Annotated in this window: 15 protein-coding genes; 5 read left to right on the forward strand and 10 right to left on the reverse strand. The window is 58.8% G+C overall.

Features of this window, described 5'->3' with window-relative positions:
* The first annotated feature begins 118 nt into the window (after nt 1–118).
* Both ettA and gdhA read left to right on the forward strand, forming a co-directional pair.
* Nucleotides 119–1,783 (forward strand): energy-dependent translational throttle protein EttA, encoded by a 1,665-nt coding sequence (gene ettA, locus ABX75_RS12790; RefSeq protein WP_034100827.1) that lies wholly within the window; start codon nt 119–121, stop codon nt 1,781–1,783.
* Nucleotides 1,784–2,085: 302 nt separating this feature from the next.
* Nucleotides 2,086–3,423 (forward strand): NADP-specific glutamate dehydrogenase, encoded by a 1,338-nt coding sequence (gene gdhA, locus ABX75_RS12795; RefSeq protein ID WP_034100825.1) that lies wholly within the window; start codon nt 2,086–2,088, stop codon nt 3,421–3,423.
* Here gdhA and ABX75_RS12800 read toward each other — a convergent pair.
* From ABX75_RS12800 to ABX75_RS12820, 5 genes are all read right to left on the reverse strand, one after another.
* On the reverse strand, nt 3,420–3,917 hold the full coding sequence (locus ABX75_RS12800; protein WP_047882032.1) for a GreA/GreB family elongation factor: 498 nt from the start codon (nt 3,915–3,917) through the stop codon (nt 3,420–3,422). The genes gdhA and ABX75_RS12800 overlap by 4 nt on opposite strands.
* Before the next feature lie 70 nt (nt 3,918–3,987).
* Entirely contained in the window at nt 3,988–4,344 is a 357-nt protein-coding gene (locus ABX75_RS12805) for a hypothetical protein (RefSeq protein WP_034100821.1), read from the reverse strand.
* Nucleotides 4,345–4,479: 135 nt separating this feature from the next.
* Nucleotides 4,480–4,785, reverse strand: coding sequence for a chorismate mutase (locus tag ABX75_RS12810; RefSeq protein WP_047882033.1), 306 nt, complete (start codon nt 4,783–4,785; stop codon nt 4,480–4,482).
* Between the two features lie 91 nt (nt 4,786–4,876).
* Entirely contained in the window at nt 4,877–6,730 is a 1,854-nt protein-coding gene (locus ABX75_RS12815) for a DUF4105 domain-containing protein (RefSeq protein ID WP_047882034.1), read from the reverse strand.
* Between the two features lie 91 nt (nt 6,731–6,821).
* A complete protein-coding gene (locus ABX75_RS12820; protein ID WP_016973832.1) occupies nt 6,822–7,310 on the reverse strand; it encodes a DUF3015 domain-containing protein in 489 nt (162 codons plus the stop codon).
* A gap of 267 nt (nt 7,311–7,577) precedes the next feature.
* On the opposite strand from ABX75_RS12820, the gene ABX75_RS12825 reads away from it, so the two are divergent.
* Nucleotides 7,578–10,019, forward strand: coding sequence for a Lon protease family protein (locus tag ABX75_RS12825; protein WP_047882035.1), 2,442 nt, complete (start codon nt 7,578–7,580; stop codon nt 10,017–10,019).
* A gap of 1,342 nt (nt 10,020–11,361) precedes the next feature.
* Complete coding sequence (locus ABX75_RS12830) at nt 11,362–11,679, forward strand: hypothetical protein (RefSeq protein ID WP_047882036.1); 318 nt, start codon at nt 11,362–11,364, stop codon at nt 11,677–11,679.
* Between the two features lie 5 nt (nt 11,680–11,684).
* On the opposite strand, the gene ABX75_RS12835 is transcribed toward ABX75_RS12830, so the two are convergent.
* Nucleotides 11,685–13,508 (reverse strand): hypothetical protein, encoded by a 1,824-nt coding sequence (locus ABX75_RS12835; RefSeq protein ID WP_082136150.1) that lies wholly within the window; start codon nt 13,506–13,508, stop codon nt 11,685–11,687.
* 164 nt (nt 13,509–13,672) lie between these two features.
* Between ABX75_RS12835 and ABX75_RS12840 the strand changes: the two genes are divergently transcribed.
* A complete protein-coding gene (locus ABX75_RS12840; protein WP_034100811.1) occupies nt 13,673–14,161 on the forward strand; it encodes a TIGR00645 family protein in 489 nt (162 codons plus the stop codon).
* A gap of 15 nt (nt 14,162–14,176) precedes the next feature.
* Here the strand turns inward: ABX75_RS12840 and ABX75_RS12845 are convergent, their stop codons facing one another.
* The 4 genes from ABX75_RS12845 to ABX75_RS12860 all read right to left on the reverse strand — a co-directional run bounded on the left by ABX75_RS12845 (nt 14,177) and on the right by ABX75_RS12860 (nt 20,199).
* Complete coding sequence (locus tag ABX75_RS12845; RefSeq protein WP_034100809.1) at nt 14,177–15,610, reverse strand: glycosyltransferase family 39 protein; 1,434 nt, start codon at nt 15,608–15,610, stop codon at nt 14,177–14,179.
* A gap of 151 nt (nt 15,611–15,761) precedes the next feature.
* Nucleotides 15,762–17,786 (reverse strand): methyl-accepting chemotaxis protein, encoded by a 2,025-nt coding sequence (locus ABX75_RS12850; protein ID WP_371263990.1) that lies wholly within the window; start codon nt 17,784–17,786, stop codon nt 15,762–15,764.
* Nucleotides 17,787–18,083: 297 nt separating this feature from the next.
* Nucleotides 18,084–19,187: an HD-GYP domain-containing protein gene (locus tag ABX75_RS12855; protein ID WP_082136151.1), complete on the reverse strand. Its 1,104-nt coding sequence runs from the start codon at nt 19,185–19,187 to the stop codon at nt 18,084–18,086.
* 79 nt (nt 19,188–19,266) lie between these two features.
* On the reverse strand, nt 19,267–20,199 hold the full coding sequence (locus ABX75_RS12860; RefSeq protein ID WP_047882039.1) for a chemotaxis protein CheV: 933 nt from the start codon (nt 20,197–20,199) through the stop codon (nt 19,267–19,269).
* Nucleotides 20,200–21,028 lie beyond the last annotated feature (829 nt).

The following is a 21,028-nucleotide window of genomic DNA, read 5'->3' on the forward strand; positions in this document are numbered from 1 at the left end:
CCAGATATTCAGGCTTTTTCCGCTCGCTGGCATTGATGATAGTCAAAGGCCCGCGCGGCGCATGGCCTGGCACGGGCTTCGCCCGCTCAATTCATCAGTCACTGACGCTAGGTTCACCATGGCTCAATACGTCTTCACCATGCATCGGCTGGGCAAAGTTGTCCCTCCGAAGCGGGAAATCCTGAAAAACATTTCGTTGTCCTTCTTCCCCGGCGCCAAGATCGGCGTGCTCGGCCTCAACGGCTCGGGTAAATCCACCCTGTTGAAAATCATGGCTGGCGTCGACACCGAGTTCGAAGGCGAAGCACGCCCGATGCCCGAACTGAACATCGGCTATCTGCCGCAGGAGCCGCAGCTGGACCCGGCCAAGACCGTGCGTGAAGTGGTCGAAGAGGCCGTCAGCGTAATCAAGGACGCCCAGGCGCGCCTGGATGAAGTCTATGCCGCCTATGCCGAGCCGGACGCCGACTTCGACAAACTGGCCGCCGAACAGGCCAAGCTCGAAGCCATCCTGCAGGCCGGCGACGGTCACAACCTGGAGCGTCAGCTGGAAGTCGCCGCCGACGCGCTGCGCCTGCCGGCGTGGGATGCCAAAGTCGAACACCTGTCCGGTGGTGAAAAGCGTCGCGTGGCCTTGTGCCGTCTGCTGCTGTCGGCCCCCGACATGCTGCTGCTCGACGAACCGACCAACCACTTGGACGCCGATTCCGTCGCCTGGTTGGAGCATTTCCTCCACGATTTCCCGGGCACCGTTGTTGCGATTACGCACGACCGGTACTTTCTGGACAACGTGGCGGGTTGGATCCTCGAACTCGACCGTGGCGCCGGCATCCCTTACGAGGGCAACTACTCCGGTTGGCTGGAAGCCAAGTCCGAGCGTCTGGCCGCCGAATCCAAGCAGCAATCGGCTCACGAAAAGGCCATGAAGGAAGAACTGGAATGGGTGCGCAAAGGCGCCAAGGCCCGCCAGTCCAAATCCAAGGCGCGTCTGCAACGCTTTGAAGAGATGCAGTCGCAGGAATTCCAGAAGCGCAGCGAAACCAACGAGATCTACATCCCGGCCGGCCCGCGCCTGGGTGACAAGGTCATCGAATTCAAGAACGTCACTAAAGGCTATGGCGACCGCGTGCTGATCGACAACCTGTCGTTCTCCATGCCAAAAGGCGCGATCGTCGGCGTTATCGGCGGTAACGGTGCGGGTAAATCCACACTGTTCCGCATGCTGATGGGCAAGGAAACCCCGGATTCGGGCAGCATCGAAATCGGCGAAACCGTGCAACTGGCCTGTGTCGACCAGAGCCGTGACGACCTGGACGGCAGCAAGACGGTGTTCCAGCAGATTTCCGACGGTTCCGACCAGATCCGCATCGGCAACTATGAAATCCCGTCGCGCACCTACGTCGGCCGTTTCAACTTCAAGGGCGGCGACCAGCAGAAGTTCGTCAAGGACCTGTCCGGTGGTGAGCGCGGCCGCTTGCACTTGGCCCTGACCCTGAAAGAGGGCGGCAACGTCCTGCTGCTCGACGAACCGTCCAACGACCTCGACGTCGAAACCCTGCGTTCCCTGGAAGAAGCCCTGCTGGACTTCCCAGGCGCCGCCATTGTGATCTCTCACGATCGGTGGTTCCTTGACCGCGTCGCGACCCACATCCTGGCGTACGAAGATGACTCCCAAGCGGTGTTCTTCGAAGGCAACTACACCGAGTACGAAGCCGATCGCAAGAAGCGCCTGGGCGATGCCGCTGCCCAGCCACACCGTGTACGTCACAAAAAACTGGCCTGATCCCGGGCCGGTTAAAAAAACGGTGCCTTCAGGCACCGTTTTTTTTGCGCATTCCCCTAACTGACCCACACCGATCAAATGTGGGAGGTGGCTTGCCCCCGATAGCAGTTCCCTCGACGGTGCACACCCCCAGCCTGGCAATCCCCTTTAAAGTGCAGAAAACTCCCGTTTTCCGAGTTTATTTACATCCAATGCACCATTTAAATTCACAAAAGCGACATTTTGCCCTGTCGCGGTGCGACATGAATTGTTAAAGTCCGGCCCAATCTCATTTAAAAACAATCAATTTGCCGAGACTTTTCATGATCGAATCCGTCGAATCCTTCCTCGCTCGCCTAAAGAAACGTGACCCTGATCAGCCGGAATTCCACCAGGCCGTAGAAGAAGTCTTGCGCAGCCTGTGGCCGTTTCTCGAAGCCAATCCGCACTATCTGACTTCGGGCATTCTGGAGCGGATGTGCGAGCCCGAGCGTGCGATTACGTTCCGGGTGTCGTGGGTGGATGACCACGGCAAGGTCCAGGTCAATCGCGGGTTCCGCATTCAGATGAACAGCGCTATCGGCCCGTACAAGGGCGGGCTGCGTTTCCACCCGTCGGTGAACCTGGGGGTTTTGAAGTTTCTCGCTTTCGAGCAGACCTTCAAGAATTCCCTGACCTCGTTGCCCATGGGCGGCGGCAAAGGGGGTTCGGACTTCGATCCCAAGGGCAAAAGCGACGCCGAGGTGATGCGTTTCTGCCAGGCGTTTATGAGCGAGCTGTATCGGCATATCGGTGCGGACGTCGATGTGCCGGCCGGTGATATCGGCGTGGGTGCCCGGGAGATCGGCTTCCTGTTTGGTCAATACAAGCGCCTGAGCAACCAATTCACCTCGGTGCTGACCGGTAAGGGCATGACCTACGGCGGTAGCCTGATCCGTCCCGAAGCCACCGGTTTTGGCTGTGTGTACTTTGCCGAAGAAATGCTCAAGCGCGACGGCCAGCGCGTGGAGGGCAAGCGCGTCGCGGTATCCGGGTCCGGCAACGTGGCGCAATACGCGGCGCGCAAGGTCATGGACTTGGGCGGCAAGGTGATTTCCCTGTCTGACTCCGAAGGCACCCTGTACGCCGAAAGCGGTTTGACCGAGGAGCAATGGTCGGCGCTGCTGGAACTGAAAAACGTACAGCGCGGCCGTATCAGCGAACTGGCCGAGCGCTTTGGCCTGGAGTTCCGCAAAGGCCAAACGCCATGGGCGCTGGCCTGTGACATCGCGTTGCCCTGTGCGACCCAGAACGAACTGGACGCCGACGCCGCCCGCACCTTGCTGCGTAACGGCTGCCTCTGCGTGGCCGAAGGCGCCAATATGCCGACCACGCTGGAGGCTGTGGATATCTTTATCGAGGCGGGCATTCTGTTCGCACCGGGCAAAGCATCCAACGCCGGTGGCGTGGCGGTGAGCGGCCTGGAGATGTCGCAGAACGCCATGCGCTTGCTGTGGACCGCCGGGGAAGTGGACAGCAAGCTGCACGCCATCATGCAGTCGATCCACCATGCCTGCGTGCACTACGGCGAAGAAAACGGCCGGGTTAACTACGTCAAAGGCGCGAATATCGCCGGTTTCGTCAAAGTGGCCGACGCAATGCTGGCCCAAGGCATCGTCTAGGCCTCGGTGTCGATGCGCAGCACTTCGATCAACTGATCGCCGACGGGGCGCTTCCAGAGCACCTCGTCACCGACCCGCGCACCGAGCAACGCGCGGCCAAGGGGCGAGCCCCAGTTGATCAACCCTGCGCTGGCGTCGGCCTGGTCTTCACCCACCAATTGGATGCGTTGCTGCTCATCCTGCTCGTTGGCGAAGGTGACCCAGCTGCCGATCTGCACCTGATCGGTGGACGTGGCAGGCGCCACCACCTGGGCGCTTTGCACCCGCTGGTTGAAATAGCGCAAATCCCGCTCAAGGTCGGCCTGGCGCTGTTTATCGGCGTGCTCGCCCTTGGCGGATTCGGCGCCATGTTCCTGCTGCAACTGCGCGACTTTGGCGTGCAACTGCGCCAGACCTTGCGCGGTCAGGCGGTTGGGTTGCTCACTGACTTGACGCTCCACCGGCTGATCGGCCTGGGCGGCGGCGTTGTCTTCGTTTACAAAAGCACGGCTCATGATGATCTCCCTCTATGGAGCTTGGGCCATGTTCGCTGTGCTTTAGTTTCGATGGATGTCTGAAAGCGACCTATTGCGAGCGATAGGCCCGGGCCGCATCGCGATCCTTCTCCTGCTGCCACTCGCGTTCGCGCTCATCCCAATGGCGCTCTTTGTAATCGCGCAGTTCTTCGTTCTCCCGCATTGCCTTGCACTGACGAAAACCGTCCTCCCAGCCCTCGGCGTACTCCCGCTCTTGCAGATAGCGCGGCACATTCTTGCGAAACTCCCCACTGATCACACCAGCCGCCTGGCGACCGCTGCTGCAGCCATCGTCAAAGCCATCGGCGAAGGCCGGTGGATAACCCTTGGCCAACAATTCCTGATGGGTCGTCTGGCAACCCGCCAACCCCATTACCGCCCACAACATGACCGCATACCGCCACATGGCGTACTCCCTGGCCGTTTTACGGCTGATAGGGAAAGTCTAGAAGGGGATTCGTCGGACGGATGTGAAGGGGGTGTGAGAAATGTGTTGGCCTTAACGGTAGAGGCCAAATCTTTGCTCAGCCCGCTTTAGGGGTTAGGTCGCCTGCTGCGTGGTCAGCGCCGCGTGCTCAGCCAATTCCTGCTGGATAAACGCCGCAATCATGGCGCGATAAACCTGTTCGGTGACTTGCGGATTGGCGCCCGCCACCTCCGCCAGGTTGCGCACTTTGGCAATCACTTGTTCGACCCGCTGCGGGGCCTTGACGCCATCGGCATCTTTTTTGAAGTGGGCGGCCTGGGAGACGTAGTGGCCGCGTTCGGCCAGAAGAGTGACGATTTGTTGGTCGAGGCGGTCGATGTTGTTTCGAACTTCTTCAAGGGTGGTGCAGGTAACGGCCATGTCGAGTGAACTCCTGATGGTGCGGGCAATGCTAACAAATGGGGGAGGGTGCTTGCCCCTTCCCGCATTTTTGATTTTCGTCAGGCGTTGGTCAGTAGTGGTACCACTTCACTTCAAGCATCACTTCATTGACCGGCGAGGATAGATGGCTGTATTCGCGCTGGGCGCTCAGGCGCAGGCCCAGGTTGCGGGACAGTTCCCACTGTTGGTTGAGGCTGAGGCTGCGCCGCACTTCGCCATTGGTGAAGAAATCGCCTTTGGCTTCCAGGCTCAGGTTGCCCAGCGGGTTTTTCCACAGTACGCCGGTGTTAAAGCCAGCGGCCGGGGAGATGGCTTCGTTGAAGTCGTTGTTGTGTTCCACACGCACGGTGCCGAGGGCGAAGCCGAGCATGTCGTCGCGCAGTTGCCAGGTGCTGCCAGCGCCGCCGTTGACATGGGCGACCAGGGTTTCGTCGTCGTGTTTGCCCGGTACGCGTTCCAGGCCGCCGGTGACTTGCCAGGACCAGGGCTGCAGCAACGCGTTGCGCGGGGTCAGGGAGCGGATGGTGGCCAGGTCCAGTTGTTGCAACTGCCAGTGGTTGCCTTCGTACTGGCGCAGTTTCATTTGCAGGATTTCGATCTGCGCGCCGAGGGGGAAGCCTTCAGCGTTGTCGTTGAGGTCGTGGTAAGCCATGCGCAGGCCGTATTCGCCGAAAGCCTTGTCGCCACGGGTGCCGATACCGGCTTGCCAGGTGCGGGATTCATGGCCGTCTTCCGGCAGGCCGGGCGGCTGGATCTTGAGGTCGGGCGCAGGGTTCTGGTTGATCGCGCGCAGCAGCTCGAAGCTGCGTTGGGAGCGGGCGGTGTCGCGTTCCAGGCCATTGGCGCGGTAGCGGCCCAGGCGATAAGCCGCGTCGATAATCAGGGCCTGACGCTCGCGGGGCAGGGCCTTGAAGGCCGGCTCCTGCAATTGCTTCTGGTCGTCGCTGATCTTGAGCACCCATTGCTGCTCGTCGCCATCCAAGGGTTTGGCGCGTTCAAGCAATTCGCGCTCGCGGGACGGGCGATAGTCGATTTTCTCTACAAGACCCGCCTCTTTCACGGCTTTGACTGTATCGGTGGGGATGGCGGTCAGCGGGAATTGCTCGGTCAAACGCAGGCCGGGGCGGGCGACTTGCAGCAGTTCCAACAGGCGATAAGAGCAGTTTTCGTCGAAGAAAAAGTAATCGAACTGGATCTGCTTGAGTTCCCACACATGCTCGACCATGCGCTCGGTCTCGACCTGGGTGAGGTTGAGGCGGTATTCCCACAGGTCGCGGTTCTCCAGGCTACGGTACTCGGAGAGTTTTTCCTGGTAGGGCACCAGCGCGAACAGGCCGGGGTAGCCGCCCATCAGGCCCTTCCAGGCGTAGAGAATGCTGTTGTCCGAGCCTTCGATATACGCGCCGAAATTAATCGCGTAGCTAAGCAGTGCGGTGTTGTTGCTTTGCACGTCGGCCTGGTCGATACGCAACAACGTGTGGCCGAACATCGACGACGGACTGTTGAGGTAGGCCGCCGGGAAGATCATCACCGCACTGTGGGGGGCGACGTCCTTGAACCATTGCTTGAATTCGGCGCAGTCCACGGCGGGCAGGTCGGTCAGGTGCAACTGATCCTTGAGCCAGCGGGTACGTGCGGGGTAGACGCATTGGGCGTGTTTTTCACCCAGGCCGGCGGGCGCATAGAGTGCGTCGACGGTGGCCTTGAGTTCCGCGTCCGGATGGTGAGCACCATCGGCCGCCAGGAAAAATTTCTTATCGCTGACATAACTGCGCCAGCCTTTGAGCTTGCCGGCTTCGTAATGGCCCAGGGAAAGCCAGAACGGATCGTTGGCCAATTGCTGCAAACGTTGATCATCAAGGTGCGGGGCCGCATACAGCGGGGCGCAGGCGAAGAGTGCCAGGCAGGCAATTCGTTTGAGCATAAAGGCAACTTAAGTCGGAAATAGAAAGACCCAAAGGGGAGGCGGGCCCAAAAATAAAACCCGCGCCTGGAGAGGCGCGGGTCGGTCGAGCTTAAGCCTGGGTCGCGTATTTCGCCAGACGGGCATCGCTTTTCAGTACAGCGAGGGTGTTGTTGTGCACGTCGTCAGCAGTGACGTCAGCTTTGCTGAAGATTTGCTGGAAGTGCTCGTGAGTCACGGCAGCGAAGTGCTCGCGATCTTCGGGCGCAACACCCAGTACCACGGCGTAGGTGGTCAGTGCTTCGCCATTACCCTTGGCCATGTCTTCGGACAGCTCGTTCATCATGCCATTCATGGCAATCCAAGACTTGCCGCCGTAGGTCAGCGCGCTGTTGGTGCTGCAACCATTGGTGCCCGAGGTCATGCCGAAGGTGGCGTTACCCGAGGTGCCGTTAGTGGTGGAAGCCAGGAAGTGAGCCGGAGTGCCGCGCTGGCCTTCGAACAACATGTTGCCCCAACCGCAGTTCGGGCCACCTGGTGCTTCTGCCATTGCATTGAGGGAGACGACGGTGAAGAGAGTACCGAGAAGGATCCGTTTCATAGCTTTGTTCTCTTTGTGTGCAAACCAATGGACAAGGGTTCAGGCACTTCATAGCGCCCTAGGGATCGGTTATTAGTCCAACCCGCGCAGTTTGGAGTTTAGGCACGTTCGAAGGGTTCCGTGGGTTTTTATAAAACCGATGGCGATTTGATGAAATATCTGCCGGCGGCGTCCCACGTCTGTGCTTTCCCTGAGGCCCGCCTTGCCAGAGCGCGCAAGGGGGAGCCAGAATGCCGCTATCTGCCCCGCCTGATGTAAGGAAGCCCGATGCCTGATCCTGTTGCTGCCAGCCTGCGTCTAGCGCCCGATGCGCTGACTCGCCCTTTCTCCGCTGAACAGTTCAGCTTCTCGACCACCAATGATTTGGAGCCCTTTCGCGGTGTGCTTGGCCAGGAACGCGCGGTTGAAGCCTTGCAGTTCGGTGTGGCCATGCCACGCCCCGGTTACAACGTTTTTGTCATGGGGGAGCCGGGCACCGGTCGCTTTTCGTTCGTCAAACGCTACCTGAAGGCCGAAGGCAAGCGCCTGCAAACCCCGTCGGACTGGGTTTACGTCAATAACTTCGATGAACCTCGCGAGCCGCGCGCCCTTGAGTTGCCCGCCGGGGGAGGCGCAGCGTTCATTACCGATATCAACGCGCTGATCGACAACCTGGTGGCCACGTTCCCGGCCGTGTTCGAACACCCTGCCTACCAGCAGCGCAAGAGCGCTATCGACCGCGCCTTCAACCAGCGTTACGACAAAGCGCTGGACGTGATCGAACGCCTGGCCCTGGAAAAAGACGTGGCGCTGTACCGCGACAGCTCCAATATCGCGTTCACGCCGATGCTCGACGGCAAGGCCCTGGACGAGGCCGAGTTCTCGCAGTTGCCGGAAGCCGACCGCGAGCGCTTTCACACCGATATTTCCGAACTGGAAGAACGCCTCAACGAAGAGCTGGCCAGCTTGCCGCAGTGGAAGCGCGAGTCGAATAACCAACTGCGCCAGTTCAACGAAGAAACCATCACCCTGGCCCTTCAGCCATTGCTGGCGCCGCTGTCGGAAAAATACGCGGAAAACGCGGCCGTCTGCGGTTACCTGCAAGCCATGCAGGTGTACCTGCTCAAGACCGTGGTCGAGCAATTGGTGGATGATGCCAAGACCGACGCCCAGGCGCGCAAGCTGCTGGAAGAGCAATACTGCCCGAGCCTGGTGGTGGGCCATCCGGTCAACGGCGGCGCACCAGTGGTGTTCGAGCCGCACCCAACTTACGACAACCTGTTCGGGCGTATCGAATACAGCACCGATCAGGGCGCGCTCTACACCACCTATCGCCAACTGCGCGCAGGCGCGTTGCACCGCGCCAATGGCGGGTTTCTGATCCTTGAAGCGGAAAAAATGCTCAGCGAGCCGTTCGTGTGGGACGCCCTCAAACGGTCCCTGCAGTCGCGCAAGCTGAAAATGGAGTCGCCGCTGGGCGAACTGGGGCGTCTGGCCACCGTGACCCTCAACCCGCAGATGATCCCGCTGCAGGTCAAAGTCATCATTATCGGTTCGCGTCAGTTGTACTACGCGTTGCAGGACGCCGATCCGGACTTCCAGGAAATGTTCCGGGTGCTGGTGGACTTCGACGAAGACATCCCGATGGTCGACGAAAGCCTGGAGCAGTTCGCGCAGTTGCTCAAAACCCGCACCTCGGAAGAGGGCATGGCGCCGCTGACATCCGACGCCGTGGCGCGCCTGGCCACTTACAGCGCGCGGCTGGCGGAGCATCAAGGGCGTTTGTCGGCGCGTATTGGTGATCTGTTCCAATTGGTCAGCGAGGCGGATTTCATTCGTCACCTGGCGGGCGACGAGATGACCGACGCCGGCCATATCGAACGCGCACTCAAGGCTAAGGCCACGCGCACCGGGCGGGTGTCGGCGCGGATTCTCGACGATATGCTCGCCGGGGTGATCCTGATCGACACCGCCGGTGCGGCGGTCGGCAAGTGCAACGGCCTGACGGTGCTGGAAGTGGGCGACTCGGCGTTCGGCGTGCCGGCGCGGATTTCCGCCACGGTGTACCCCGGCGGCAGCGGGATTGTCGACATCGAACGTGAGGTCAACCTCGGCCAGCCGATCCACTCCAAGGGCGTGATGATCCTCACCGGTTACCTGGGCAGCCGCTATGCCCAGGAATTCCCACTGGCGATTTCCGCCAGCATCGCTTTGGAACAGTCCTACGGCTACGTGGACGGTGACAGTGCGTCACTCGGCGAAGCGTGCACGTTGATCTCGGCGCTGTCGAAAACCCCGCTCAAGCAGTGCTTTGCCATCACCGGCTCCATCAACCAGTTTGGTGAAGTGCAGGCGGTGGGTGGGGTTAACGAGAAGATCGAAGGTTTCTTCCGTCTCTGCGAAGCCCGTGGGCTGACCGGTGAGCAGGGGGCGATCATTCCCCAGGCCAACGTTGCCACACTGATGCTCGATGAAAAGGTGCTGCAGGCCGTGCGGGCTGGGCAGTTCCACATCTACGCGGTACGCCAGGCCGATGAAGCCTTGAGCCTGCTGGTGGGCGAGGATGCCGGCGAGCCGGATGCCGAGGGGCAATTCCCGGAGGGTAGCGTCAACGCGCGGGTGGTCGAGCGTTTGCGTGCGATTGCAGAAATGATCAGTGAAGACGACCTCAAAGAAGCAGAGAAGGAACTGGCGCAACAGGCGCTGACCGAGGCCAAACCCGCTTCATAACAGCCGATGTCACTGAATGCACCGATTTTTTTGGTGAGCGAGCCGGCCTCGCGCGGGGCAAGCCCGCTCACCACAGGGGTTGGTGTGTTGCCACAAAACCTTAGTTGTCTGCCGCTTCTCGCAAACGAAATGGCGCTGAAAATCCAAGCCTCTACCCCGATCCTTGTGGTGAGCGAGCTTGTCTCGCGCGGGGCAAGCCCGCTCACCACAGGAGTTGGTGTGTTGCCACAGAACCTGAGTTGACTGCCGCTTCTCTCAAACGAAATGGCGCTGGAAATCCAAGCCTCTGCCCCTATCCCTGTGGTGAGCGAGCCGGCCTCGCGCGGGGCAAGCCCGCTCACCACAGGAGTTGGTGTGTTGCCACAGAACCTGAGTTGACTGCCGCTTCTCTCAAACGAAATGGCGCTGGAAATCCAAGCCTCTGCCCCTATCCCTGTGGTGTGCGAGCTGGCCTCGCGCGGGGCAAGCCCGCTCACCACAGGGGTTGGGGTGTTGCCACAGAACGTGAGTTGACTGCCGCTTTTCTCAAGCGAAATGGCGCTGGAAATCCAAGCCTGTGCCCCGATCCCTGTGGTGAGCGAGCTGGCCTCGCGCGGGGCAAGCCCGCTCACCACAGGGGTTGGGGTGTTGCCACAGAACGTGAGTTGACTGCCGCTTTTCTCAAGCGAAATGGCGCTGGAAATCCAAGCCTGTGCCCCGATCCCTGTGGTGAGCGAGCTGGCCTCGCGCGGGGCAAGCCCGCTCACCACAGGGGTTGGGGTGTTGCCACAGAACGTGAGTTGACTGCCGCTTTTCTCAAGCGAAATGGCGCTGGAAATCCAAGCCTGTGCCCCGATCCCTGTGGTGAGCGAGCTGGCCTCGCGCGGGGCAAGCCCGCTCACCACAGGGGTTGGGGGGGGGCCGCAGAACGTGAGTTGACCTGCCGCTTCTCTCAAACGAAATGGCGCTAAAAAATCCAAGCCTCTGCCCCTATCCCTGTGGTGTGCGAGCTGGCCTCGCGCGGGGCAAGCCCGCTCACCACAGGGGTTGGGGTGTTGCCACAGAACCTGAGTTGACTGCCGCTTTTCTCAAGCGAAATGGCGCTGGAAATCCAAGCCTGTGCCCCGATCCCTGTGGTGAGCGAGCTTGTCTCGCGCGGCGCCAGTTCGCTCGCCGCAAGGCTGGCAGAAATGACAATAATTTGACTGGTGACTACAGGGGCCTACACCGTTGGTCTCTACGGCCTTGGTTTGTCGTGTTTTTCTTCTATCCTGAGGATTAGGGATATCCACAGGAGTCGCTGGACAGCAACAGCCTCGCCCACGCGCAGGGGCTGAACACCGAACTACCGAGGGTCGCCGCCATGTCGCGCAACCTCTGTCTTACCCGCCAGTACTTCGGACTGGCTACCCGTATCGAATGCGCCATTCGCCCTCTCGCTGGGGATAACGGGCTGTGGACGGTGCTGCTTGCCGCCGGGATGACCGGCGAGCAGCCGTCCGCGGTGAAGTCCCAGGGCCCATTTCGCGGCCCCTTCGAGGCAGCCCATCTGCTGGAGTCGATCGTCGAAAACCTGACTCGGCAGGGCTACGAAATGGTCGAGGACCCGCCGATCTGGTGCCTGCACTTGCAGGCTCATCTTCGACTGCTCAACCGCAACCACGAGCAGCTCGCTCTGTAATCCGCTTATTTGCTCTCGGGCTTATCCAGTTTGACCTCAAAGCCGTATTGCACGGTATTCAGCTCGGTACGCTGGTAGCTTTCCAGCGCGCTCGGCTGGCCGTAGAAGTAATGCACGTCGAATAACGCCGTGCCGTATTCCGCGGCGCGATGGCTGACGGCGAGGATTTCCTTGAGGTAGTGGCCGCTGGCGTCCTTGGCATAGAAACGCCAGCTGTCGGAGGGGAAGGCTTTCTGGTCGACAACCAGCGCGTTGTCCTTGAGCGACAGGCCCTTAGGCAACGTGCCCACGTCGATCTGGTTTTTCTCGATGGTCGCCAGGAACAACGGGATCGAGCCCACCACATAAGCGGGGTTTTCCGGAAACAGCGTGAGGTCGTAGGTGAGGGTGCCGCGTGCCGGGTTCAGCTCAAAAGCCTCGGTGGGCAATTCAATCGGTTCGCCGCGCTCGCCTTTTTCATCGGCAGTAAAGAAGGTCACCGGCGACTCAGTGCTATTACGCTCGGCGCCGACCAGATCGTCATTGAACGTGAAGGGGTGGTCGAACACGATAGTCGCGGCGCTGGCGTCTTCGACGGACTGGCTGATGGTGACGCTGTTTTTCAGCTGGTCTTCGGTCAGTGTGGCGTCCTTGAGCCAATCGGCGGCGCTGTCGTCATACACGGTGACCGGCATGGGCAAGGCTTGCACGGTTTTTTCCAGGCTGTTTTTGTCGAAGCGAAGCACCGGCAGGTCGAGGTCCTTGCGGGTCACCGTGGCCTTGGAAAAATCCAGCACGTTGACTTGCACGGTGTCGATCAGCCCATTGAAGTACACCTTGGCGTAATGGGTGTTCTGCTGGTGTTCGAAGGCTTTTTGCTCATCGCTGAGCTGTTTTTCCAAGGCGTCGGACCAGACTTTTTGCTTTTGCATCTCGGCCAATTGTTTCTGGTAGAACGCCACCTGAGCCGCGCTTTCATTGATGGATCCCGAGCGAGTAAGGAATTGCCTGGTGCTGTCGCGCGCCTGTACCAGCAGCGGGTTGGGGGACTCATCGCCGACTTGGGGCGCCAGGGGCTGACTATTGGTCAGTTCGATTTCGGCGTAGTTCTTCTCCAGACGCAGCAGATTGACGCTGATCGCGCCTTCAGTGCGCGGGTGGCCTACGTCCTTGGTCGACAAGTCAAACGTCAGCACATTGCCCGGCGCGATCACCTCCACCGTGCCCTTGAGGCTCACCGGTTGCGGCTGGCTTTTGTTTTCGGTCTCGATGCCGTCGATGAACGGGTAGGTCACCGTCAGATCATCGGGGTTGGTCAGGTTGGAGCTGCTGGGGCTCAGTTGGATGCCCGGATCGGTTTCCGACCATTCCGGCTGGAACGGAATGACTTTGTGGTTGCTCAGGGTGACCGACTGCCATTCCAGGCCGTGGGGAAACGGGAACTGGTCAGGCAGGTTGAAATTGAACGGGAAGACCGGCTGCAGATCGGTCAGGTAATCGGAGTGGGAGGTCTTGCGCAGCACGAACAGGCCATTGATGTAGGTGTCCACCAACGCCTGGGGCGTGGGGTAGTGCTTGAGCAGGGCCAGGGAGTCTTCACCGTACTCGGGCTCGATGGGCTTGTTGGCGAGCTTGAGTTGCGCGCGCTCCAGCAACAGCAGCGAGCCGCCGAGGTCAGCGATGGCGTCGCGCAGTTTGGGATCTTGGATGCTGTCCAAGGATTGTTCGAATTGCGCGGTTTTCTCTTCGAGGGTGGCCTGTTTTTTTTCATCGCTGGGGGAGCAGCCGCCCGCCAGCAGCAATGCTGCGCACAGGCCGAAACCGGCCAAAGGGGATCGCACATCCATCATCTGAGTTTCTTCCTGTCCGACATCATCGAGCCGAGTTGATGGGCTCGACACTAGCAGAAAAATTCTCTTACAGAAGCCGCCCAGGTCAGTTTTCTCGCGGTTACAGCGCGCTGATGGCGGCTGGTATACTCGCCGCCATTTCTAACCACGCTGTGTGAGATCCAATGGAACGCTTTATCGAAAATGCGATGTACGCCTCGCGCTGGTTGCTGGCGCCGATCTACCTGGGGCTGTCCCTGGGCTTGCTGATCCTGGCGTTGAAATTCTTCCAGGAAATCATTCACGTCATTCCCAACATCTTCACCATGTTGGAAGCCGAAGTGATCCTGCTGCTGTTGTCGTTGATCGACATGGCCCTGGTCGGCGGCCTGTTGGTGATGGTGATGATTTCCGGCTACGAGAACTTCGTCTCGCAGTTGGATATCGACGACAACAAGGAAAAGCTCAACTGGCTGGGCACCATGGACTCTTCGTCGCTGAAGATGAAAGTGGCGGCCTCCATCGTAGCGATTTCCTCCATCCACTTGCTGCGCATTTTTATGGACGCCAAGAACGTCGATCCTCAGCACCTGATGTGGTACGTGATCATCCACATGACCTTCGTGGTCTCGGCATTCGCCATGGGTTACCTGGACAAACTCACCAAACACTAACCTGCCGCGCCGGCCCTACTGCTCGACGAAGTAGTAGGGCTGGCGATTGATCGCCATTTCCTTGATCACCTTGACCGGCGTGCTCAGGCCGTCGGTACGGTCCAGCAACGCAACGTTGCCAGGCCTGGCGGCGAGATAACTGTGCAGTTGCGCGTCTGTCTGCAAGATCTTCAAGTAGCTCTGCAAATAAAACACGCTGGCCCCGGCGATACGTTCGTTGGGTTGAAACAACACCACTTCCTTGCCTTCGGCTTGCAGTGCCTGAACCTGGCGGATCACCGGCACGAACGACTGACGCACATCGGCTTTGGGCGCAAACCAGAACGCGGCCGTCAGGTAACACGCCACCGCTAGCGTGAACACGCCGCCGACCAGACGCCTGTGGTACTTGTAGAGTGACGGCTTATGCGCCTTCAGCCACTCCAGGATGACCCGCCCATACTCGGCGGCCAGCACCGCGGCGGCGGGTGTCAGGGCCATCAGGTACACCGTGCGTTTGCTTGAGGCCAACGTCAGCAACGTGAACTGCGCCACCAGCCAAACGCTGAAAAATAACCGGTAACGATTACGTACCAGGCTTTTGCGGAAATGCCACAGCCCCAGGTACACGAGGATGTTCCACGGTAAAAACGCTTGCGGCAGCTTCAGCAGGTAGTAATAGAACGGCTCGTAATGCCCAGCCTCGACGAATTCGCCGCTGAAGCGTCCGACGCTATTGGTCCACAGCACTTCGCCCACGGCCTGCAGGCCGCCGCGTTGGAATAGGAATGTCAGCCAGATCAGCAATGGAATCAGGGCCAGCAGGGTAAACGCCGCCGGCTTGAGCCAGTCCCCGAGGCGCAGGCGTTTATCCATCAAGCTGGTGCTGACCAAGTACACAAAAATCACCACGCCGGGCATCGCCAGGCCTAGCACGCCTTTGCTCAACGTGGCGATCACCATCCCGGCGGTAAACAACGCCCAGGCGCCGGTTGCCGAACCTTGACGATCCGGCCGCACCGCCTGGTAGAACGCCAACAGGGCGGTGGTCACGCCCAGGCTGAGCAACGCATCTTCGCCGACACCCCGCACATTGCTCCAGTAACTGGCCATGGTCGCCAGGATCAATGCCGCGCTGAACGCCAGGGTTTGCGGGCGTCCGAACTTGCGCAGCATCCCGTACAGCAGCATCACGCTGAACAACCCAGCAAAGGCCGACGCCAGGCGCACCGCCCAGGTGGTGCCGCCGAACACGCGAATCGCGCCGGCGTCCAGCCACAGGCTCAGGGGTGGTTTTTCCAGGAACGGCTCGCGAAACAACTGCGGCACCACCCAGTCGTTGTCCAGGTGCATCGCCATGGCGATCCCGGCGACGCGGGCTTCGGTGGAGCCTTGCAGTTCGTGGTTATCCAAAGCAAAGAAAAACAACAGGCCAGCAAGCAGGAGCAGCAGAGAGGCGGGGCGCGTCATGGGTTGTGGATACCGGGGCAGGGGGCCGCTCGGGGGAGCGGCTCGCAGTCGGTCAGTATAGGGAGGCGATTCTTAACATTTCGTGAATGAACCTGCGGTTGATGAAAGGGACCGAGGGCAGCGGTTGACCGCCCCCGGCCGGGCCGCCGCGCTAGCTGGTTTTGACCTTGAAACGGCTCAGCCCTTGCTGCATGGCGTTAGCCCGTTCCGACAAGTTCTTGGCCGCCACCGCGCATTGCTGGGAGTTGTGCTGATTTTGCTGAGTCACTTCATCGATCTGCTCCAAGCCGATACTGGCCTGCTGCAACCCGGAGGCTTGTTCGCTCGAAGCCTGGTAGATCAGGGACACCAAGCTCGAAACCGCCGTGGTGCCATTAACGATATTGCGCAGCGAATCGGCGGTGCGTCCGGCGATGACCATGCCGCGCTGGGTCTTGGTTGACGAGTCGGCGATCAGCGCCGCGGTTTGCTGGGCGGCTTCGGCACTGCGTGCGGCGAGGCTACGCACTTCGTCGGCCACCACGGCAAAACCACGGCCGAGTTCGCCGGCACGCGCCGCTTCAATGGCGGCGTTCAAGGCCAGCAGGTTGGTCTGGGCAGCAATATTGTCGATGGTGGTGATGATGGCCGTGATGTCTTTGCCCGAGTTGTCGATCTCGGCCATGGCGGCGATCAGCTCGCTCATCAGCTGGTCACTTTCCCCCGCGTCCGCGCGTGATGCCTGTGACTGCTCATCGGCCTTCTTAGCGTTGGCCGCGTTGTCGGTGGTTTGCGCGGCCATTTGCGTCATGACCGCACTGATCTCGGTAATGGACGACGCGGAGTTGGCCGCACCCTCGGACAACGACTGACTCAACTCTGTGACCTGGCCCGAACTGCCGGTGATCTCGGTGGCGCTGACCTGAACCTGGGAGATCAGGTTGTTCAAGTTGCCGACCATTTTTTCCAGCGCCTTGCCCAAGGTGTCGTTGGGGGACGACAGACGAACCTCAAGGTCCAGGTCGCCTTCGGAGATGCGTTCGGCGACTTTGACCTGACGTTGCAGGCTGTCCGACATTTCGTTCAGGGCAAAAGACAACTGCCCGACTTCATCTTCGGATTTCTGAACCAGACGCTGGGAAAAATCCCCAAGACTGATGGTCGCGGCCAGGGTCGCGGCCTCACGGATCGGGCCGACGATTTTCGCGGTGGCAAACCACAACACAATCAAGGCCAGCACAGAAATACTGAGCCCGACGCCCACCTGCCAGATGCTGCTGCTCAGCCCGCGGGACTTCAGCTCCTGCTCCAGCGCAATCGCCTGGCTCATCACCACGGCCTTGGGCAAATGGATCAAGATCGCCCAGGGTTTGTCGGTGCGGCCCAGGGTGATCGGCATTTGCACCTCGATCTCCTCGGCTTCCTGGTTCATCCGACTGTCACCCTGGCCTTTCTGCACGTTGGCCAACACTTTTTCCCAGGTGTCGGGCAGCAATGCCTTCAATGGCTGGCCGATTAGTTCGGGGCGTTTACTGTTGGCCACCACCAAGCCTTGATGGCTCAATATCGTCACCGAACCTTTGCCGTCATACAGGGCGGCGGACATTTGCTCACTGAGTTTCTGAATAAACGAAATATCGAAGTCAGCACCGACCACACCGTAGAACTTGCCATTGGCGGTGATGGGCACCGAGAGCGTCGTCAGCCATACGTTTTTGCCTTGAACCACGTAGGGGATTGGGTCCAACACGCTCTCTTTCTGGGTGTCGCGGGGGCCGGAGTACCAGCCGCCTTTAAGGACACCGTTGGGGTGACGCGCGTCGGAGTCGTATTCCACCAGCGGTTGCACGGCAATATGGCCGTCCGAACTGCGGGTCCAATATGGCGTAAAACGGCCCGTCAGCGGGTTGTTACCGCCTTCATTGTTACGAGAGGCTTGATCCTGACCGTCCAGAGCATCCGGCTCCCAGCACGAGTAGGTGCCGTTGAAATCCGGGTTGTCCTTGAGCACGCTGAGCAACATTGTGTTGATTTGCTCCCGGCCCAGAGCGAGCGGGCTCTGCGTACTTTTACTGGCGCTCATGGTGTTGGCCATTGTGCGAGCTGAGTCCAGGGCGTTCTGCAATTTTGCTTGGATGGCATTTGCGCGCGATTCGGCAAGGTTCTGCACTTCGCGGATGGTCGAATTTTCGATCAGCGTAGAAACTTCGCGGCCCACATAAGTTTGATTCGCATTTGAAGAGTACAGCCCATATAAAACCAGGCTGGCGCAAGAGATGAATAAGCAGAGTCCTGCGGTAAAGCAAATTCGAGTCTGCAATGAGTTGAATTTCATGATGATTCCTGCCCGCGCTGATAGTTGCCAATACCGCCGGATACTGGCATTCCAATTTTTTTGTGCACACAAGACTTAAGGCTTAACTATGGGCTGCTTAGGCAGTAGCGCCGATGCTTATCGTTTCATCGGTCAATACTGCATGACAGTTATCGCTACTCAGTTGGACTCATTATCATCGAGCCACAAGTGCTCGGTGTTTTTAAAGCCATAACGTTGCGGCGGCACCCGCGCGATGATGCGATCGGTTTGAGCGGGGTCACTCAAATCGACAACTTTCGGGGTGATATAAATATTAAGAACCGGTAAGAAGAATAACTTGACCTTGGGCGTCAACAGCGAATCGGTATGTTGTTCAATGACCACGCCGATCGTGCCACTTTTCATTTGAACAATAGAGCCCACTGGGTAAATGCCTACCGATTTTAGGAAAGCCCGAAATACTTCATCGTCAAAATGCCCCTGCCATGTGGACATTTGCTGAATGGCCACGGCGGGGTCCCAGCCTTGGTTGTAGGAGCGGTCGGAAGTCACCGCGTCATAGACGTCGCACACTGCGGCCATGCGTGAAAAAACACTGATTTGCTCACCCGCCAGCCCGTGAGGGTAGCCAGTGCCGTCAACTCTTTCGTGGTGATGCAGGCATACGTCCACCACCATGTCGCACATCTGGGCGGTGCCCATCAGGGTTTTTTCGCCTTCCAGGGGATGGCGGCGGACCACTTGCAATTCATCGCTGCTCAAACGCCCGGGTTTATTAAGGATGGCGTTTGGAATAGCCATCTTGCCGATGTCGTGCAGCAGGCCGGCCAGCCCCGCGCGACGAATGAGCGCGGGCGGCAGCTTGAGTTGTACGCCCAGCGCGATCATCAGTGCACACACCGCCACCGAGTGCATATAGGTGTAATCGTCGATGCTTTTAAGGCGTGCCAGGCTGATAAAAGCGTCTGGGTGGCGGGCGATCGAGCTGGAAATGTCATCCACTAGCGAGCTGATGGGCTCAAGCTCCAGCGCACGGCCCATGCGCGCATGGCTGAACATTTCGACGACTGCGGCTTTGGCTCGGGTGCACACCGCCTGGGCGGCGATCAGCTCGTCTTTCATTGAGGTAGGGGAGATGGGCGTGGTTGTGGTGCCGGGTTCGCATGCGGAATTAGGCGACGTGGTTGCGCAGCCCGATGTGCAGGTATCCAGCGTACCCTTCCAGAAAGGCCTTGCTTCGCCGTCTGGAGCCTGATGATAGAGCTCATTACACTTGGTCATGATATGGCCTCTACTGTTTCTTCTTTTTATGTATTGCCGCTCAGCCTCCCTGGCGTGAATGGTGTGGTGGTTGAATGGATCAGTTGGCGTTGGCCGCCTTGATGCGAGTGACGACCCGACCGGCCAAGTCATCCGGGCGGAACTTCGCCAGGAAGTCATCGGCCCCGACTTTCTTCACCATGGCCTGGTTAAACCCGCCCGACAGCGAGGTGTGCAACACAATATGCAACTTCGCCAGGCGCGGATCGCTGCGTACTTCAGCGGTCAGGGTGTAGCCATCCATCTCGGGCATCTCAATGTCCGAGATCATCATCAAAAACTCTTCCTGCGGATCGCGCCCTTCATCGAGCATGGCGCGAAGATAATCCAGAGCCTGACGCCCATCGTTCAGCGCAACCACCTCCACCCCGACGGTTTCCAGGCAACGCGTCACCTGCTTGCGGGCGACCATCGAGTCATCGACCGTGAGCACACGCAGATGCCGTGCCCACTGAGTCACCTGGTGATCCACCACACCATTGGAAATCTCCTCCGACGTAGGAGAAATTTCCGTCAGCACCTTTTCCACATCGATGATCTCTACCAACCGATCATCCGCGCGGGTCACAGCGGTCAGATAATTGTTATCGCCACTGCCCTTGGGCGGAGGATGGATATCCTCCCAATTCAAATTAACAATGTGCTCAACCGCATAAACCAGAAAACCCTGAACGCGATTGTTGTACTCCGTAAGTATGATAAAAGCGCTCTCCTTATCGGTAATACCCGGCAGCCCAGTGGCCATCGCAAGGTCTAGAACGGGGATGGAAGAGCCTCTGATGTTTGCCACGCCACAAATGTTGTTATTAGACTTTGGTAGTACAGACAACTTGGGGCAGCGAATAACCTCGCGCACTTTGAACACATTGATGCCGTACAACTGATGGTCGTTGAACCGGAATAAAAGCAATTCCAGACGGTTTTGCCCGACCAGTTGCGTACGGCTGTTAACGGAAGCCAGAAGACCTGTCATACACACTCCCGATCCGGGTTTGATAGCGGTGATGTCGTAATGACATTAGCATAAGTAAGGGTATGTGAAATACCTGTGAAATAAAAAACAGGGCGGTGTGGTTGGTTAAAGAGAGGTGTTATCAGATGGGGTTGAGTTCAGACGGTTGTTTTAAATTAGATAGGTGGCTAGCTTATTAAGTGTGTGGTGAGAATAAATGTGATTGGTAAGTTTGAGGGTGTAGACGGGGAGTTTTTTAGAATGATGAAGTCGCGTTGAGTGCGGCTTTATGGGTCTTGATCCTACGCCAAGGCTAGTCATCGTCAGTGAGGATGACGTCGTTTTCTGCTGTCTTCGTTGCCTTGGTTTGGCAGAAGGGAGTGGTGGGATGCATTGGTGGGCATGCGGGCCACCTCTGACATCGTTTTGGTATTCCCAAAGCTTGGGATACCAAAACGCCTGGAACTCAAAAAGCCTCTACGGAAGCCAATGGCCCTGAAACCCTTGATTTCACTGGTTTTCAGGCACAAAAAAAGACGTCCGTGGACGTCTTTAGTTGATCAAATGGTGGGCCGGGGTAATTTGAATCCGTCGCGTAAAATATTGATTTATAAGATCAATATAGTTCCAAATTTTTAATTGGAATACCAATTGGAATACTGCACTCCACTTGCCCACACGTTTGCATTCGATCTGACCAGCACGCTTCGTGACCATGAGCCATCAAATCCTTTTGCCGGCTGATGTGATTAGCGATGTCGGTAAAGAACCCCTTACCTCAGCAACGAAGCTGTCTCTCAGCGCCTTGATGATCTCCGACACCCGCGTCTTCTCCGAATCATGGGTCTTA

This window comes from Pseudomonas sp. ARP3 (assembly GCF_001029595.1).
Classification (GTDB): domain Bacteria; phylum Pseudomonadota; class Gammaproteobacteria; order Pseudomonadales; family Pseudomonadaceae; genus Aquipseudomonas; species Aquipseudomonas rhodesiae.